Annotated in this window: 19 protein-coding genes, 2 riboswitches and 1 other annotated feature; of the genes, 2 read left to right on the top strand and 17 right to left on the bottom strand. The window is 37.2% G+C overall.

Going from position 1 to position 17,826, the window contains the following annotated elements; translation table 11 throughout:
* Positions 1-4 precede the first annotated feature (4 nt).
* The 13 genes from BAMA_RS04485 to BAMA_RS04430 form a co-directional block, all read right to left on the bottom strand.
* Entirely contained in the window at positions 5-1,360 is a 1,356-nt protein-coding gene (locus BAMA_RS04485; RefSeq protein ID WP_034636530.1) for a sodium-dependent transporter, read from the bottom strand.
* Between the two features lie 112 nt (positions 1,361-1,472).
* Positions 1,473-1,719: a binding site (T-box leader), on the bottom strand.
* A 50-nt stretch (positions 1,720-1,769) separates the two neighbouring features.
* The gene (locus BAMA_RS04480) at positions 1,770-2,234 is read right to left on the bottom strand and encodes an NUDIX domain-containing protein (protein WP_034636528.1); all 465 of its coding nucleotides are present in this window, start codon (positions 2,232-2,234) and stop codon (positions 1,770-1,772) included.
* Positions 2,235-2,295: 61 nt separating this feature from the next.
* On the bottom strand, positions 2,296-2,907 hold the full coding sequence (locus tag BAMA_RS04475) for an NAD(P)-binding protein (RefSeq protein ID WP_034636525.1): 612 nt from the start codon (positions 2,905-2,907) through the stop codon (positions 2,296-2,298).
* Positions 2,876-3,634, bottom strand: a complete 759-nt coding sequence (locus BAMA_RS04470; protein WP_034636523.1) for a sirohydrochlorin chelatase — start codon at positions 3,632-3,634, stop codon at positions 2,876-2,878. The genes BAMA_RS04475 and BAMA_RS04470 overlap by 32 nt, the downstream gene beginning before the upstream one ends.
* A gap of 1 nt (position 3,635) precedes the next feature.
* Complete coding sequence (cobA, locus tag BAMA_RS04465; RefSeq protein ID WP_034636521.1) at positions 3,636-4,412, bottom strand: uroporphyrinogen-III C-methyltransferase; 777 nt, start codon at positions 4,410-4,412, stop codon at positions 3,636-3,638.
* A 76-nt stretch (positions 4,413-4,488) separates the two neighbouring features.
* Entirely contained in the window at positions 4,489-4,710 is a 222-nt protein-coding gene (locus tag BAMA_RS04460) for a DUF3906 family protein (protein ID WP_034636519.1), read from the bottom strand.
* Between the two features lie 11 nt (positions 4,711-4,721).
* The gene (locus BAMA_RS04455; protein WP_034636516.1) at positions 4,722-6,344 is read right to left on the bottom strand and encodes a nitrite/sulfite reductase; all 1,623 of its coding nucleotides are present in this window, start codon (positions 6,342-6,344) and stop codon (positions 4,722-4,724) included.
* Positions 6,345-6,361: 17 nt separating this feature from the next.
* Entirely contained in the window at positions 6,362-6,976 is a 615-nt protein-coding gene (gene cysC / locus BAMA_RS04450) for an adenylyl-sulfate kinase (RefSeq protein ID WP_034636515.1), read from the bottom strand.
* Positions 6,977-6,988: 12 nt separating this feature from the next.
* Positions 6,989-8,125 (bottom strand): sulfate adenylyltransferase, encoded by a 1,137-nt coding sequence (gene sat, locus BAMA_RS04445; RefSeq protein ID WP_034636513.1) that lies wholly within the window; start codon positions 8,123-8,125, stop codon positions 6,989-6,991.
* Positions 8,126-8,145: 20 nt separating this feature from the next.
* Positions 8,146-8,847: a phosphoadenylyl-sulfate reductase gene (locus BAMA_RS04440; protein ID WP_034636510.1), complete on the bottom strand. Its 702-nt coding sequence runs from the start codon at positions 8,845-8,847 to the stop codon at positions 8,146-8,148.
* Between the two features lie 92 nt (positions 8,848-8,939).
* Positions 8,940-9,083: a YezD family protein gene (locus tag BAMA_RS23760; protein ID WP_084157877.1), complete on the bottom strand. Its 144-nt coding sequence runs from the start codon at positions 9,081-9,083 to the stop codon at positions 8,940-8,942.
* Positions 9,084-9,152: 69 nt separating this feature from the next.
* A riboswitch (SAM riboswitch) is annotated at positions 9,153-9,260 on the bottom strand.
* Between the two features lie 260 nt (positions 9,261-9,520).
* Positions 9,521-10,837, bottom strand: coding sequence for a diaminopimelate decarboxylase (lysA, locus tag BAMA_RS04435; RefSeq protein ID WP_034636508.1), 1,317 nt, complete (start codon positions 10,835-10,837; stop codon positions 9,521-9,523).
* A gap of 246 nt (positions 10,838-11,083) precedes the next feature.
* Positions 11,084-11,264, bottom strand: a riboswitch (Lysine riboswitch).
* A gap of 91 nt (positions 11,265-11,355) precedes the next feature.
* The gene (locus BAMA_RS04430; RefSeq protein ID WP_034636505.1) at positions 11,356-11,751 is read right to left on the bottom strand and encodes a DUF3888 domain-containing protein; all 396 of its coding nucleotides are present in this window, start codon (positions 11,749-11,751) and stop codon (positions 11,356-11,358) included.
* Positions 11,752-12,293: 542 nt separating this feature from the next.
* On the opposite strand from BAMA_RS04430, the gene BAMA_RS04425 reads away from it, so the two are divergent.
* A complete protein-coding gene (locus tag BAMA_RS04425; RefSeq protein ID WP_034636502.1) occupies positions 12,294-14,180 on the top strand; it encodes an LTA synthase family protein in 1,887 nt (628 codons plus the stop codon).
* A 229-nt stretch (positions 14,181-14,409) separates the two neighbouring features.
* Positions 14,410-15,114: a CDP-diacylglycerol--serine O-phosphatidyltransferase gene (gene pssA / locus BAMA_RS04420; protein ID WP_034636499.1), complete on the top strand. Its 705-nt coding sequence runs from the start codon at positions 14,410-14,412 to the stop codon at positions 15,112-15,114.
* Between the two features lie 31 nt (positions 15,115-15,145).
* Here pssA and BAMA_RS04415 read toward each other — a convergent pair whose 3' ends face one another.
* From BAMA_RS04415 to hisE, 4 genes are all read right to left on the bottom strand, one after another.
* Entirely contained in the window at positions 15,146-16,117 is a 972-nt protein-coding gene (locus tag BAMA_RS04415; protein WP_034636496.1) for an NAD(P)-dependent oxidoreductase, read from the bottom strand.
* Between the two features lie 126 nt (positions 16,118-16,243).
* Positions 16,244-16,408 (bottom strand): DUF4025 domain-containing protein, encoded by a 165-nt coding sequence (locus BAMA_RS23755; protein WP_084157875.1) that lies wholly within the window; start codon positions 16,406-16,408, stop codon positions 16,244-16,246.
* Between the two features lie 59 nt (positions 16,409-16,467).
* Entirely contained in the window at positions 16,468-17,490 is a 1,023-nt protein-coding gene (locus BAMA_RS04410) for a histidinol phosphate phosphatase domain-containing protein (RefSeq protein WP_034636493.1), read from the bottom strand.
* A gap of 11 nt (positions 17,491-17,501) precedes the next feature.
* Positions 17,502-17,825, bottom strand: coding sequence for a phosphoribosyl-ATP diphosphatase (gene hisE / locus BAMA_RS04405; RefSeq protein ID WP_034636489.1), 324 nt, complete (start codon positions 17,823-17,825; stop codon positions 17,502-17,504).
* Position 17,826: the final 1 nt, after the last annotated feature.

The following is a 17,826-nucleotide window of genomic DNA, read 5'->3' as shown; positions in this document are numbered from 1 at the left end:
TATTCTACTTCATAATCTTAAAGACACCAATCACATTTAAAAATACAATAATAACTGTAATCGGGATGATATAACGTAATAAGAAGAACCATATATCAAACAATATCTTCCCTATTCCTTCTTTTACTTCTAATTCCTTCATTAATAATTCTTTTTTCATTTTATTTGGTACGAATAATGAAATTGCAAGTACACCTAACGGAAGTAATACGTTACTTACTCCAAAGTCTATAAGATCAAAAAATGTTTTTCCAAATAGCTTCACATCACTCATTACTCCAAATGATAACGCTGCTGGAATCCCTACTGCAAAAATTAAGATTCCAATGATAAGAGATGCTTTCGGACGCTTTTTCGTATCTTCTTTCGCAACGGAAGCAACGACAATTTCAAGCATAGAAATCGCTGAAGTTAATGTCGCAAAGAAGAATAAAATTAAGAACATAATGAAGAAGAATTGCCCAAATGGAATTTGTCCAAATACAGCTGGTAATACAATAAATAAAAGTCCTGGACCTTCAGTTGGCTCTACACCTAAAGCAAAAATTGCTGGGAAGATTGCTAATCCTGCAAGAACAGTAATAAAGACTGTTAAACTAACAATTGAAGTTGCCGATTTTGCTAAATGCTCTTCTTTCTTTAAATATGAGCTATACGTAACCATAACAGAGGCCCCAACAGTTAATGAAAAGAACGACTGTCCCATCGCATATAAAACTGTTTCACCTGTTAATTCCGAAAAATCTGGTTGTAGGAAGAAAACAACACCTTCCCAAGCGCCATCTAGCGTAAGCGCGCGAACGATAATTGCTATAAATAAAATAAATAAGAGCGGCATCATATACTTACTTGCTTTTTCAATCCCTTTTTCTACACCTTTACTTACAACAAAAATAGTACAAAGCATAAATAAAAACTGTGCGCCAACCGCGCTAAGTGGATTCGAAATCGTTTCGCTAAATATTTTTCCATAGTCCGCGTTTCCATCCCAAAATCCACCTGTTACACTGTAAAATAAATAAAGTAAAATCCATCCTCCAACAACGCTATAAAATGATAAAACACTAAAACATGTTACAACACCCATACGGCCAATCCATGGATATAACTTACTGTTTGGTACTAATACTTTATAAGCTGTTACTGCTTCTTTTTGTGTACTACGCCCAATCACAAATTCCGCTAACAACAGTGGTAAACCGATAAAGAACGTTAATAGTAAAAAGACGAGAAAGAAAGCTCCACCTCCACTATTACCAGCAACGTAAGGAAACTTCCATATTGCTCCAAGTCCTACTGCTGCCCCGGCTGCTGCGAGTACAAATCCAATTTTCGACGTCCATTGCTGCGACTCTTTCATCTTTACTCCCTCTTTTCTGAATATTTTCATTTTTCTTAATTATACACGTTCATTTCATACTCGCCCACCACCTTTCGAAAATAAAAAAAGTCCTCTACACGCAGTAATGCGCATAGAGGACGATATATGTAATATAATACCGTGGTACCACCTCGATTGGATATAACTATCCCACTTTTCAGATACAGGAAATACTTCCGATATCCTATCCTTGTAACGGCGGAACCCGGGTTGCCTACTAATCGTTCAACATACCTCTCGCAAGCCCATTCTGTATATTTTATCGTACCGGGCTCACACCTTTCCCCAGCTCTCTGAACGCCTCAAATATACGTACTCTTCTTGCTCATCGATTTTACATTTAAAAGTTACTTGTGATTATAGAGTAGATTGCTAGCTTTGTAAAGTATTAATTTACATCCCCTAAATATACTTCTACTCTTTCTCCCTTCACAAAATGCTTCTTTAACCTTTCTCCTAACGCTCTTGGATATAAACGATACTCTTCAATTTTAGCTAAAGGAATCCACTCTATCCCAATTTGATCCGTATCTAACTCCGTTGCTTTATTTACATCCGGCTCCGTAAGAAGTGTACACGAAAACATATACTCAACTTGATGCGTATTATAATCAAATGCTGCATGTTCATGATTTTTACCAATATACTCACGAATGAATAATAGTTCATGCGGCTGAACTTCCGCACCAATCTCCTCTACACATTCTCGTTTTACCGTTTCTAAAAATGTTTCTCCCGGTTCTTGTCCACCACCAACTAGCACGTAATAATAACCGTCATCATCTCTTTTTTTAATTGCTAAAATGTGCTCATCTCTTACAATTAATGCTTTTACTGAGTTTCTAACTTTCAAGATTTATCCCCCTTTTCAATCACGTATTTTCTATTGTATTGAAAAGGGTGTAATATTTCAATTATTCAATTAACAATATTTCATCTAGTGATTGTAAAAGATGAAGACGATGATTTTCACTTTCTATATAAACGGCATCTAGCACTTCCTGTAAGATAGATTGTTTCTTTTCTCGCTCTAAACCTTTCACTTTCAAGCGAACTTCATATAAAAACTGTAAATATTCTTCGTAACGTTCGTCGTATTGCTGTGCAATTTGATCACGGATTTTTTTTGCGAGCTTTGGACTTGCCCCGCCCGTTGAAACTGCAATATTTAATTTCCCCCGGTGAATTGCTGCTGGAAAATGAATATTTCCGCTCTCTGGATTTGTAATCACATTTACAAGCTGATTTGGATGTGCGTCATCTGCAACTTTTTCATTTAACTTCGAATCATTTGTTGCTGCGACAACTAAAAAAGCATCTAATATGTCACTTGCTTCATATTCTTTTTGTAACCAACGAATCTTTTCTTCCTCTACAAGTTGAACTACGCGAACATCAAGTTCTTTACTAACCACAACAACATCTGCACCAGCACGTAATAACGGACCAATTTTAAAGCTCGCTACACGTCCGCCGCCAACCACAACTACTCGCTTATCTTCTAACCGTACTGTAAGTGGATACATAGTCAACCCTCCTTACCATTTCATTTGTATGCTGTATTAACCTGTCCTGAAAAGCACGATTTCCACCTAAGTATGGACATACATATATATTTTTCGTTTCAACTTTACGAATCTCTCTCTCAATTCGCTTCATTAATAAACCTGTAAATAGTAAATATGGAAGAACTGCAATTTTCCCATGTTCTTCTTGCAATATACTTTGTAGTTTTTCTTCAAACTGCGGATCAGCAGCAGCTAAGTAACACACTTCTACTTTCTTCACTTCAGATTCTTCACCAATTAACGAAGCGATTTCATCAATATTTGCTAATGTCTCTCGGTCACTGCTTCCTCTTACGACGAGTAGTAACGTCACGTGTGTGCCAAGCTCTTTCACTCCACTTCCTCTCATTACGGCAGAAACGAGTGACTTCGATACACCAAATGGACTACCATATACAACTGATACGTCCGGGTACTTCCGTTTCATCACTTCTAATTCAGCTGGAATGTCTTCCTTCACATGAACGGCTGCCAGTAAAAAAACAGGCACAACAATAATTTCCGTTGCGCCTTTCCTAACACAGTTTGCAAACCCTTCTGAAATAGATGGATTTGCAAGTTCTAGAAAACATACTTCTTGCACTTCGGCACATACTTCCTTCATACAAGCTGACACGAAAGAAATCGCTTCATCACGCGCTGCCTGTAAACGGCTACCATGACATATATATAAGACAGCTTTCATACTACAACGCTCCGCTTACTGGATATTCAGCGGCCATCGTTCCTTCAAACCACTGTATCTTCTCACGAAAACGTACCACTTCACCAATCACAATCATACTTGGATTTTTAATCTCTTCTTTATTCGCAATTGTTACGATCGTACTTAATGTCCCTACAACCGTACGCTGCATAGATGTTGTTCCCCATTCTACAATAGCTGCTGGCGTGTGTTCATCTTTTCCATACTTTAGTAGCTGTTCACATATATACGGAAGATTACTGACTCCCATATAAACTGCAAGTGTGTCAACACCTTTCGCTAAATTCTCCCACTTCACTTCCTCTTGCGCCCCGTCCTTTCGATGCCCTGTTACAACAGCAAAGCTTGCACTGGCATCTCTATGTGTAACGGGAATACCAGCGTAAGCAGACGCTGCAATACCAGCTGTAATGCCTGGCACTATTTCAAATGGAATACTATGTTTCGCTAACGCTTCCGCTTCTTCACCGCCCCGGCCAAATACAAATGGGTCCCCACCTTTTAGCCGCGTTACAACCTTTCCTTTTTTCGCATATTTGACAAGAAAAGAATGAATCGTTTCTTGTTTCATTGTGTGATAGTTTGGTAGTTTCCCGCAGTAAATTAAGTCTGCGCCTTGTTTTGCATAAGAAAGCAATTCTTTATTTACAAGGCGATCATACAAAATGACATCTGCCTCTTGAATGCACTTTACTCCTTTTACAGAAATTAAATCTGGATCACCAGGTCCTGCGCCAACGATATACACTTTTCCCATCTTCTCTTCCCCACTCCTTTTCTTTGCGGAAGAGAAGCCGACTCATTCCTCCCGCCTTAGTTATACATGTAATTCCTTAATCTGATAAAATTGTTTCTTGCTCCCCAATAACAAACGCTGCGCTTTTTCGAATTTTCTTTTTCTCATATAGCGAAATTTCTTTTACTTCCGGTAACGGTAAAAAATATTTCTCAAGTTCTACTTCCACAAGGCGAAATGCTTGTTCCTCACTTTGAGCGACCACAACAACAGGAACAACTTTATTTGCTACAACAGCTTCAAATCGGTATAAATCCATACTAACCCCTCCTATGATGCAATCCCCTCTTCTAAAATTACCGTTAACGCTACTTGTAATTCGGCAACTCCAACGCGGCCAACAAATTCATAAAATGTTTCTGCCGGTAACTTATTCTTTTTAAAATATGTTAATAACTGGACTAGCACGTTTGGCAAATCGTCTCCATCAATTTTCCCTTTTAACTTTTCATTATAGGCTCCACCATCTAACAGCGTCCCTCCAACATATAGTTCAAATGCTTCAACAAGTCCTTTTTCTTTCATTTTCATTTTGACACCTTGCAAACCAATATCAGCAATTTGTCTTTGACCACATGAATTTGGGCAACCAACCATGTGAATACGTACCGGTACATCTAATACAAGCTGTGTATCTAAATAATCAGCAATATTACGTAATCGTTCTTTCGTCTCAACTAACGCTAAATTACAGTATTCGATACCAGTGCAAGAGACAGCATATCCGATAAATGATTTTGGGCTTGCTGAAATCGCTTCAAATAAAGGTTCACTTAGTAACGTCGCAACATTTTCCTTTGGAACGTTTGGAATAATAAAGTTTTGCGAATTACATGTACGAATTTCACCACTTCCATACTGCCTTGCAATTCTAGCAATCTCATACATTTCTTCTGCATGTAAGCGACCAACCGGTACATTAAAACCAACATAATATAGCCCATCTTGTTTTTGCTTATGAGCACCATAAAAGTAGCCGGCATTCCATTCTTTGATGGCAGAGACTCCTTTATCATGAAGCACTCCTGTATACTCTAATAACTTTTCTTTAAATTTCTCTGGTCCCCAGTCTGCAACAAGAAACTTTAAGCGTGACATGTGACGCTTTTCTCGGTATCCAAAGTCTCGGAAAATCGTAGCGATTGCGATTGCTACATCTTTTACTTGCTCGCGTAACACAAAAATATCAAGTTCCTTCGCTAAATATGGACGAGCCGATAGACCACCGCCTACTTTCACATGAAAGCCCTTCACTGTTTCTCCATTTATCTCTTTTGTTGCCGGTGTAAATGCTACACAGTTAATTTCAGCATTTGCTGAGTTATATATATTTGAACTAATCGACATTTTAAATTTACGCGGTAAATTGGAGAAATCTTCGTTATGCTGGAAGAACTCATACACTTCATTTACGATGTCTCTCGTATCAAACAATTCATCATTATCAATTCCCGCAAGTGGATTTCCTGTAATATTTCTTGTAATGTCACCACAAGCACCAGCTGCTGATAGATTCGCTCTTGCAAGGCGCTCTAAAATATCTGGAATTTGTTCAATTTCAAGCCAATGGAATTGAATTGCTTGACGCGTCGTAATGTCTAACACATCACGGCCATAATCTTCAGCAATCGAAGCCAACGTTTCAATTTGCTTATTCGTTATAATGCCAGATGGTATATTCACACGCATCATGAAGTATCCGGCTTCTTTCGGGCGCTGTAAATAAAGACCTGCCCACTTAAAAGAATCCCATTCTTCTTTCGGAATAGACGAGAAGCCATTTGCTGCATAATACGGAATATCTTTAAAGATTTCTAAACCATCTTTTTGTAATTTCTTTTTTTCGGTTGCATTTAGTTTTTCATTGTTCGCCCACACTTTTTCATAACCCATCATGTATCCCCCTCTATTTAAGCCCTCTTCTCAAGCAATGAAATCAAGCCACGTTCTTGTAAATATGAAATTACTTGCTCTGCACATTTTTCTACCGAATATCGGTTTGTTTCTACAACCACTTCAGGATTTAGCGGTTCTTCATACGGAGAATCAACCCCTGTAAACTGCTTAATTTCTCCGCTACGCGCTTTTTTATAAAGACCTTTCGGATCACGTTTTTCACACTCTTCAATTGGACATTTTACAAATACTTCAATAAACTCTTCTACTTCTAATATGTCACGGACTTGTTTACGATCTTCTCGAAACGGGGAAATAAACGCTGTTAACACAATCGTCCCGTTATCTACAAACAATTTTGCGACTTCCCCAATGCGGCGAATGTTTTCTGTACGATCACTCTCTGAAAATCCTAAATCTTTATTTAAACCGTGCCGAATATTATCACCATCTAATACGTAATTTCCAATTTTCTTCTCAAATAATTTACGAGCGACCGCGTTAGCCACCGTAGATTTTCCAGAAGCCGATAATCCTGTAAACCAAAGTACAAAGCTTTCGTGCTTATTTTGCTGCCTGCGCTCTTCTTTTAAAACAGATGCATCATGCCAAGTAATATTTGTCTTCATTCTTTTCTCCCCTTATTTTGTAACTGCTTCTTTTTGTAATCCTTGAATTAATACTTCAATCACTTCTTTACGGCTAAATGTACTTGGCGGTAGTTCACCATTTCGAAGCATCTCTCTCACTTTCGTACCCGATAAAATAACATGGTCTTCTTTACGATGCGGACACGTCTTTGTGGAAGCCATTCCTTCACATTTCTTACAGTAAAAACTATGTTCAAAGAAGAGCGGTGTAATCCCTAATTCTTCTATTGTAAAGTTCGTGAAAATCTCCTGCGCTTCATATGTTCCGTAATAATCACCAACACCTGCATGATCGCGGCCAACAATAAAATGCGTACAGCCATAATTTTTTCGGACAAGCGCATGAAAGATTGCTTCGCGTGGACCCGCATAACGCATCGCTGCCGGAAATACAGCTAGAGTAACACGGTCGCTTGGATAATAGTTTTCTAACAGCACTTTATAACTTTCCATTCGGACATCTGCTGGGATATCATCTGACTTTGTTTCTCCAACAAGTGGATTCAGCAATAATCCATCCACGATTTCAAGCGCTGTTTTTTGAATATATTCATGCGCGCGATGAACAGGATTTCTCGTTTGAAAACCAATAATCGTTTTCCAGCCTCTCTTTTGAAACACTTTTCTCGTTTCAAATGGATCTAAATAATATTCAGCAAACGCTTCTTTTTGAATGCGTTTCACAAGCTTGATTTCTCCGCCTACATAGACGTTTGGACGCTCAAATAACTTATTCACACCCGGGTGCGCTTCTTCCGTCGTTTTATAAACAAGTAATGCTTCTCTTTCTTTATTTGGTGTGTAAATTTCTTCAATTACAATTGTTCCGTAAGTTATACCTTCCTTTACGAGACGAACTTCTTCGCCTACCTGTAACTTCTTCGCTACTTCTTCTGTTACAGGCAATGTAATGGGAATACTCCATACAGTGCCGTTTTGTAATCGTATTGTTTCTACAACAGATTCATAATCTTTTTTCCCTAAAAATCCCGTAAGCGGACTATATCCCCCGATAGCAATCAATTCCAAATCACTTAACGCGATCCCATCTAATTCAATTTCCTTTTCAATATGTGTTGTTTTATACGAAGTATCAATTCGGTTTATTAACGTATTTCTCTCGCTCATTTTCACTTACCCCTTTTTATTTATTCATGAAGCCCACATTCTGTTTTTGTTTTCCCTGACCAGCGTCCATCTCTTGAACTTCCTCCATCTTGCACTTTCACCGTGCATACTTCACATCCGATACTTGGATAGCCAATATCGTGAAGCGGATTGTACGGTAAGCTATGTTTGTAGACATAGCGCCATACTTCTTTCCAAGTCCAATGAATAAGTGGACAAATTTTAATAGATTGAAAGCGTCCATCTCGGTTCACAAACTGCGTATGTTTACGCGATTCAGATTGTTCTCGTCTTAAACCAGATATCCACGCTTTCTTTCCAGATAACGCTTCTTCTAGTGGTTTAATTTTTCTTATATTGCAACAAAGGTTTGGATTACGCTCCCACAGTGCTTCACCATGTTCTTTCGCTTGCTCTTCTAATGTAAGCGCTGGCTTCTTTTCAATAATGTCGAGCTGTGGAAATCGTTCTCTTACTCTTTGAATTAAACTGTATGTTTCTTGAAAGTGAACACCTGTATCTAAAAAAACAACCTTTGCAGATGGATTTACTTGGTTAATCAAATGCAACAAAACCATTCCTTCTACTCCAAAGCTACATGCATATACAATTTCATCCTTATATTGCGTATACGCCCACTTTAATACTTGTAGCGCACCTTTCGTTTCATCATCCTCTTGAAAAGAAACGAAATTATCTTTCCACGTTTCATACGTTAACATCACTTTTCCCCCTGTAACGCAAAAAGACGGTTTTAACCTAATCAACACACATTAGGTTAAAACCGCCTCTAGTTTTTCTAGTCAGCGCTTTTTTACTTTAAACGTACTTTTTCACTTTTTTCAAGTTGAATCACTTTTCCATCTTGCACCACAATTGTGATCGACCCATACTTCATATCAGCAAGCATCGTTTGAATCTTCTCTGCTACCTCTTCAAATTGTCCGCGCACTCCCACGAACAGCCCCCCTTTTTTCATAAAAAAAATCTTTTCCCATTTCGAAAAGACTGTTCCGGCAACATATGTACCTTATCTTTCAAAATGGACACCATTTTGCTGGAATTAGCACCTTACTCCTTTCAGTAGGTTGCCGGGCTTCATTGGGCCAGTTCCCTCCGCCACTCTTGATAAGCTTTGTAAATGTATTGTATCACAATTCTGATTTTTTACAATCCTAGTTTTCCGATAAACTTTATATTTTTTAAAAAGCGGAGCTGCTCGAAGCAACTCCGCATCATAAGCTTGTTTTCAAATTGTTATATTAAAAAGAACCATAGCTTCTTTTACCATATGTCTATATAAAAAGAACTGTTCCTCAATCCATCATATAATAAGCTCTCATCACTATGCACAAAGTGACACGTTCTCCTCTTTAAAAGAAGAGAACCTTTCTTTTACACAAGCTCTTTTAATCTTATGCGATCGTTCCCAATCAAACTTTCATAAGACTCTCGCTCAACAACAACTTGTGATTTTCCATTTTTCGCAAATACAACTGCTGGTCTTCGAATCCGGTTATAATTATTAGCCATTGAATACCCGTATGCCCCTGTACAAGAGATCGCCAGTATATCCCAAGCCATCACTTTTGGTAAGTTAACATCCCACACAAGCATATCGCCACTTTCACAACATTTCCCTGCAATTGATACAACTTCCTCATTAGATTCATTAGCTCTGTTTGCTAACATCGCTTCATAACGAGCGCCATATAAAGCTGGGCGTAAATTATCTGTCATTCCCCCATCAACAGATACATATTTGCGAATCCCTGGAATATCTTTAATCGCACCGACTGTATAGAGTGTTGTCCCTGCATCCCCAACAATACTACGGCCTGGTTCAATCCAAATTTCTGGAAGTGGATAATGACAAGAAGTAAATTGGTCACGCACAGCTTCCGTGACAGCTTTCACATACTCTTCAAGCATAAGAGGAGTATCTCCTGCTGTATAGCGGATACCAAAGCCACCACCAACATTTAATACACGAGCTGTATAATTTGTTTCTTCTCTTACTGTTTCTAAGAAGTCTCCTAATACTTCAATTGCACGAACAAATCCTGCTGTTTCAAAAATTTGTGAACCAATATGAGAATGTATACCAAGTACACGATAATTAGATTTCCGAATCGCTAGTTTTAATGCTTGACTAGCATGCCCCGATGCAATGCTAAAACCGAATTTCGAGTCATCTTGACCAGTTGTAATATATTCATGTGTATGTGCTTCTACCCCTGGAGTCACACGAATTAAAATATTCACTACTCTGCCATGCTGCTCCGCTAGGTCATGTAACACTTCTAACTCAAAGAAATTATCGACAACAAAACAACCAATATTGGCTCTTAATGCCATTACGATTTCTTCTTCAGTTTTGTTGTTGCCATGAAAGTGAATACGTGAAGCAGGAAATCCGGCTTCTAGCGCTGTATACAACTCTCCGCCTGACACAACATCTAATGACATATTTTCTTCATAAGCTAACCGACACATTTCCATGCACAAGAACGCCTTACTCGCATATGCTACTTGGTAAGAGAACCCGCTTTCTTGAAAAGCTTGGTGAAAAGCTCGACATTTCCCACGAATGGCTGCTTCATCATAAACATAAAGTGGTGTTCCGTATGTTTTTGCTAATTCTGTAGCATCGCACCCTCCAATTTCTAAGTGCCCTTGCTCATTAATGCGGCTTGTGCCGTGTAAATACATTTGAATTCCTCCCTTAATTTCCCTAACTCCTTTACCTAAAACACTATTCCACACAATTGATGGTTATACATATAAAGTTCAACTAACATTCAGTAAGAGCTTTTCCCACCTCTCACTGAATGTTAGTTGAAGCAGGATAAACAAAAAACGCGTGGAACAATGTTCACACGCGTTTCTTATTAGAAAAAGATATTATGAAAAAATAAACTTGTTGTTATTTTTTCAAATAAGAAACCGCATCAAACATCTCCCAATAGCTCTCCATAAGTAACCCTTACGACAGTACTACATTTATTCAATGCAGTCCCAATATATGAACAATATGGACATTCATATATTTCGGCGATAAATCCTTTCGAACTATGATCATTGATACCACTTTATCTCCCATAGCCTACTCTTTTTTATCGCGGCCTCTATCTTTGAGTGTAGATGAGGTAAAACTATTTAATTTTCAAACAACTTTTTTTGTTGCTATTAACAATAACAAACGAATAAATTATTTGTCAAACAATTTTTTAAATTGGTTTTGGGCATTTTAATTTTGTATCATTCGGTAAGCGCTTTACTTCTAAATTTTTCACTTCCCATTCCCCTTCGTCATTTTCAAATGTAATACGTACCCTTTCAAACGGAGGAAGAATCTGTCCTCCAGTTCCTGGCTCATATTTAATAACTTGAATGACAGTGCGAAACATATATGTTCCACTATACACCTTTTTCATACTAACTAATTTAGGACATTCATATGGCTTTTGCTTTCCGTAATGCTTTTGAATTGCTTGATTAATTTGTGGAAATAAAACCGAGTACAGTGCATCTTCTAATAACAGAGGCGAATACTGCGCAGAAGGTACCGCTGGATTTCCTAATAAAACAAACAAGCAAAACAATATGCTACAAATTTTTTTCATCGTAACCTCCGTATGTAATATTCATGCTTTTATCCCGCATTAACGTGCTGTAATACTCCCACCTCAAAACTTGAGAGAAAACGCAGAAGTTTAGGTGGGAGATAAACAGCACGTAAAAGCCCGATTGGTCGGGCTGATAATCAGTGGAGGATGGAGACCCCCCACTGATTAAAGTCTCACTTTATTTTGTCCGTCTTCTTTTTTTCTACCCGATTACATAAAATTATCTGCAATTCTTCTTTTGTTTTTGTATAATAGTACACATAGTATAATAATCATATCGGTTCATTATCACTCATATAAATAAAAAGTACGTTTTTATCAAAATACAATCCACGATACATCCCTTTTGATTTTCAGACAGCAAAGTCAGTACCATAAAAACAAAGATAGCAGTCCTTTTTGTTTTTATACGGTAAGTGGCAGAACAGCTTTTAACCGTTTTTATGCGTATACAAGTATGCTCTCTCACAAAAAAACTTTTTGTCTGTTTTTTATTTTTTTGATAGAATCGTTACTTGTGGGTAAGAGAGGAGTAAACTATGTCACAAACATTCTTTCCAAAAGTACGCTTTGCACTTTTAGCTGTTGTACTTTTATGGATCAAAACATATATTGTGTACAAACTAGCTTTCGATATAAAGATTGATAACGTCTTTGAAGAGTTTATGTTATTTTTCAATCCAGTAGCTGCTTTACTATTATTTATTGGTCTCGCTTTATTTGCATCAAAGCGACGTAATCGACTAATCGTTGGAATTAGCATGATATTATCCTTCATTTTGTTCGGTAATGCCATGTTTTACGGATTTTACGACGACTTCGTAACATTCCCGGTATTATTCCAAACAAATAATATGGCAGACTTAGGGACAAGCATTAAAGAATTACTTACGTATAAAACGTTACTTTTATTCGCCGATACGATTATACTAACGTTTATCATGCGTAAATTCCCGAAGTTTTGTAATCCAACGCCTTTAACGAAACAAGAAAAGAAAGTGTTCTTTGGTAGTACAGCAGCTTTGCTTGCACTTCAAATTACAGTTTCTGTTATTTATAAACCGCAGCTATTTTCACATTCATTTGATCGTCAAACTGTAGTGAAAAACTTAGGTCTATACACATACCATATATATGACATTGCACTTCAGTCTAGATCTTCCGCACAGCGCGCTTTTGCAAGTGGTGACGGATTCTCTGAAATTGATAACTATGTGAAAACAAAAGATAAAGAGCCGGGGAAAGATTTATTCGGAGCTGCAAAAGGAAAAAATGTGATTCTCATTTCTATGGAATCCACGCAAAATTTTGTTATTAACCAAAAAGTAAACGGACAAGAAATTACTCCGTTTTTAAATGATTTTATTAAAGAAAGTTATTATTTTGATAACTTCTACCATCAAACAGGGCAAGGAAAAACATCCGATGCTGAATTTATTGTAGAGAATTCATTATATCCACTTGATCGTGGCTCTGTGTTCTTCACACATGCAGACAATGAGTATACTGCCACACCTGAACAATTAAAAGATCATGGCTATTATTCAGCAATGTTCCATTCAAACGATAAACAATTTTGGAATCGTGATGTCATGTACCCTGCTCTTGGATACGATCGTTATTTTAACCAACAAGACTTTATTGGTACAGAACAAACATCTGTTGGCTGGGGATTAAAAGATAAAGAGTTCTTTGAACAATCTATCGATAAACTAAAATCATTGCCACAGCCGTTTTACACAAAATTTATTACATTAACAAACCATTTTCCATACTATTTAGATCCTGAAGACCAATACATTGATGAATATACATCTGATAGTGGTGTTGTAAATCGATATTTCCCAACTGTTCGTTATACGGATGAGGCAATTAAACACTTTGTTGAGCGCTTAAAAGAAGAAGGACTATATGAAAACTCCATTATCGTTCTATACGGAGATCATTATGGTATTTCTGAAAACCATAACGCTGCAATGGCTCAGTTTTTAGGTAAGGAAGAATTGACGCCATTTGATGTAATGCAGCTACAACGTGTCCCGCTTATTATTCACATTCCAGGACACGAAGGGAAAACAATTTCAAAAGTATCAGGGCAAATTGATATTAAGCCGACTCTTCTTCATCTACTTGGTATAAAGACAAATAAATCTGTTGAATTTGGTACCGATTTATTTGTAAAAGAAGATGATCCATCTGTCATTATGCGTGATGGTAGCTTTGTAACAAACGATTACATCTATACGAAAAATATTTGTTACGATACAGCAACAGGGGAACCAACAGATATTGGCATGTGTCAACCTTACATTGATAAAGCAAAAATTGAACTAGATTACTCAGATAAGCTAATTTACGGAGATTTGTTACGATTTGATCCTTATAACAAACATGTAACAGGTTCAATGACAACACAGTTTGAGTAACTTTATACTTCGTTATTGATCGACCATCTTAAAACCTCGAACACTAATACCCGTTCGAGGTTTCTTTTTATCAATAATTTGTGATATCATTCAAGTTAATCTCCTCATATGAAATCTTTCTCAAATTGGGAAATTTTTCGTACAAGCAAAGAAATTTTATGTTATGATAAAATAAGTAAACTTTCATACACTAATTAAGAATTCATAATAGAAAGCAAGGGATCAGATTTTGTATAGAGCAGCAATTCCTAACTTATTTACGCTCGGAAATTTATACAGTGGCTTTTTAGCAATTGGCTACGCTTCGCTTGGTTATTACAAACCAGCCGCGATTTTAGTTTTAATTGGGATGATGTTAGATAGTCTTGATGGCAGAATCGCACGCCTACTCCGCGTTGATTCACAATTAGGCAAAGAACTAGACTCATTAGCAGATGTTGTAACATTCGGTGCTGCACCTGCTGTATTAATGTACTATACGTCATTTTCAGATCACGGAATTATTGGATTATACATAGCAGGATTATTCCCTCTCTTTGGAGCTTATCGCTTAGCACGCTTTAATGTAACACCTTCTTCAACATCAATGAAATACTTTACAGGTGTACCAATTACTGCGGCTGGAGGACTTGTTGCTTTCTTAACGTTATTTTCACATGTGATCCCCAAAATTGTTCTTGTCACTGTGTTTGTAACATTTGCGTTCCTTATGGTTAGTCGCATTCGTATTCCAAGCTTAAAAGATGTACCAATGCCGCGTTATAGCATTATCGTTACACTCTTTTTAATCGCAAGTATTTATACAATGTACAAAACAAGTTTTGGTAACATTTCAGAATTTCTATTTATTGCTATTCCACTATACATTTTGTACATGCTATCACAGTTCATTAGACAAAGACCGTCTAAGAAGAACCGAGCAAATAAAGAATAGAAAAAACCTTCCTGTCGCCAGGAAGGTTTTTTTATTTTACAACAAGCTCTTTTTTGTAAACCGGTGTAATCGGCTCTTCACCATCTAATACTGCTAAAATGTTACGCACTGCCATTTCCGCCATCGCATCTCTCGTTTCAATTGTCGCATTTCCGATATGTGGCGTGAGAACAACATTGGATAACCCTTTTAATTTCTCTGTAATTTGTGGTTCAAACTCAAATACATCAAGAGCAGCTCCTTCAATGCTCTTTTCTTCTAATACATTTGCAAGCGCCTCTTCATTTATAATTGGTCCACGAGCTGCATTTACAATATAAGCCGTTTTCTTCATCATACGTAACTGTGGTTCATCAATCATATGATGTAAGCTTGGATTGTATGCGCAATTAACTGTAATGAAATCAGCGTGTTGTAATAATTCATCAAGTTCACTATACGTTACCTCTAACTCATTTTCCGCATCAAATTTACGATTCGGCCCTGTGTAAATGACATTCATACCAAATGCTTTTGCACGCTTTGCAACAGCTTTTCCAATTTCGCCAAGACCGATAATACCAATTGTTTTTCCATATACTTCTCTTCCTAAAAAGAAAAGCGGCGCCCAGCCAGTAAAGCCCGTTGTTCGGCATAACGTATCACCTTCTGGAATACGACGGGCTGCTGCTAATAAAAGTGCAAATGTTAATTCAGCTGTCGCTTCTGTAGAAACGTGCGGCGTATTCGTAACAGCAACACTTTTTTCTTTCGCATACATATAGTCAATATTGTCATACCCAGCACCGTAATTAGCTACAATTTTTAAATTTGGTGCTGCATCAATTACTTCTTTCGGTACTTTTGTTGAAAGTAAACTTAACAGCGCATCTTTATTTTGTACCTTTTCTATTAATTCTTCTGTTGAAATTAATCCTTCTCCGTCATACATTTCTACATCATGGTCACGCAATAACTGTAGTCCGATTTCTGGAATCTTACCTGCTACTAATATTTTCGCCATTCTTCAGCACCCTTTCGCATAAAATACAAGCAAGCATACATCATCTAAGAAGCTTGTATCTCTATTGTACAAAAATATACGAAATTTTTTAAATAAAAAAGGAGATGACATACTCATCTCCTTTTCTCATTGTTGCTCTTCAGATTGTTTTCCTAATTTCACATCAATTGTTCCTTCTGCTACTGTATCACTAATTTGCTCTGATGTAATGGAATGATTTTGCTCTTGACTTTGCATTCCAGTTTGTTCATTCGTTACTTTTTCTGCACCAGCATACGGTTGTTTTTTCATATAAAAACCTCCTTTTCACTCTCTCCTATTGTGAGCAAAAAGAAGGTATTTCATCCTGCTTATTTATTCATCATCTTCTCTTCCTGTTCAAGAGGTTTCATTTTCCGAACACGCTTTTCAAATGTGGCAATATGCGTCGCACCATGATTACGCAATGTTCTTATGTTTTCCTCTACATAGTTTCCTAAATCATTTGGAAAATGTGCATCTGAAGAAACTGTAATCGGTACCTCATACTTCATTAGCATTTGTAAATATAACGGACTTGGACACATTTCTCTTACAGGATAACGATAATACAATCCTGCATTTACTTCCGTTGCTGTATCCGTGTCTATTAATGCTTTTGCAATCTTTTCATAATATGGGAGCTGCTCATTTTCATCTAAACGGTAATTAAATACTTTTATGTTATCAAGGTGAGCAACTATATCAAATAAGCATGAACGAACTGCCATTTCAACTGTGTCAAAAAACTGATTGTATAACGTATGTAACTGATGTGTTTCAAAATAGACTTTTGTATCTGGATTATCAAATCCCCAGCCATTTATAAAATGAACAGAGCCGATTACATAGTCCCAGTCACCTAATTGCAGTAGTTCTTCTAACTCTTGTTCACCGCCAATAAAATAATCAGCTTCAATTCCAAGTCGAAGTGTAACCCCCCGCTTTGCCCAGCGCTCTTTCGCATGTTGAATTGCCTTTGTAAACTGATGAATCGATGTGACACGCACTTGATTAAGCCACTCTTTTTGCAGACGCCCAAGCTCTGTATCATCAATTTGCACATACCGCTCATAATACGCTTTTGCTTCATCAAAGCGGTATAAATGATCCACAATACCAACTTCCTTTATTCCTTTTCGAATTGCCTCTTCTAAATAAAGATCAATCCACTCTTCAGAAAACGCTCCCTCCTTCACACGCTCTAATAATCGTTCTTGCGATTTCATCAACCACTGTAGTGAATGCTTCTCTTCTTGAATCGGTTCATATTGTTCTAACGCTTCATTTGTTCTTGCTAACCATCTAAGTGAATATGGGCCTTCTTCTAAATGAAGATGATAGTCAACTTTCATAACACTCCCCCTTACAACAGATTAATATCACTTCTCTCTCCAACCTTTGATAATTTCCCGCTTCTCTCTTTCATTTCATTACATATGTCTTCTAAGGAAACCCCTTTTTCTACCAATAAAACTAGACAATGATAGGTTAAATCTACCATTTCCTTCACAAGTTCTTCATTATCATCCTTTTTTGCCGCAATAATAACTTCTGTACACTCTTCCCCAACCTTTTTTAATATTTTATCTTCTCCCTTTACAAACAAGTAGTTTGTATAAGAATCCGCAATTGGGGTCTCTTTACGTTGTTGAATAGTTTCATACAACGTACGAATTCTATCTTCCATG

Source organism: Bacillus manliponensis (assembly GCF_000712595.1).
Classification (GTDB): domain Bacteria; phylum Bacillota; class Bacilli; order Bacillales; family Bacillaceae_G; genus Bacillus_A; species Bacillus_A manliponensis.
The sequence above is the reverse complement of the archived record's forward strand: the minus strand, read 5'-3'. Positions and strand labels throughout refer to the sequence as shown.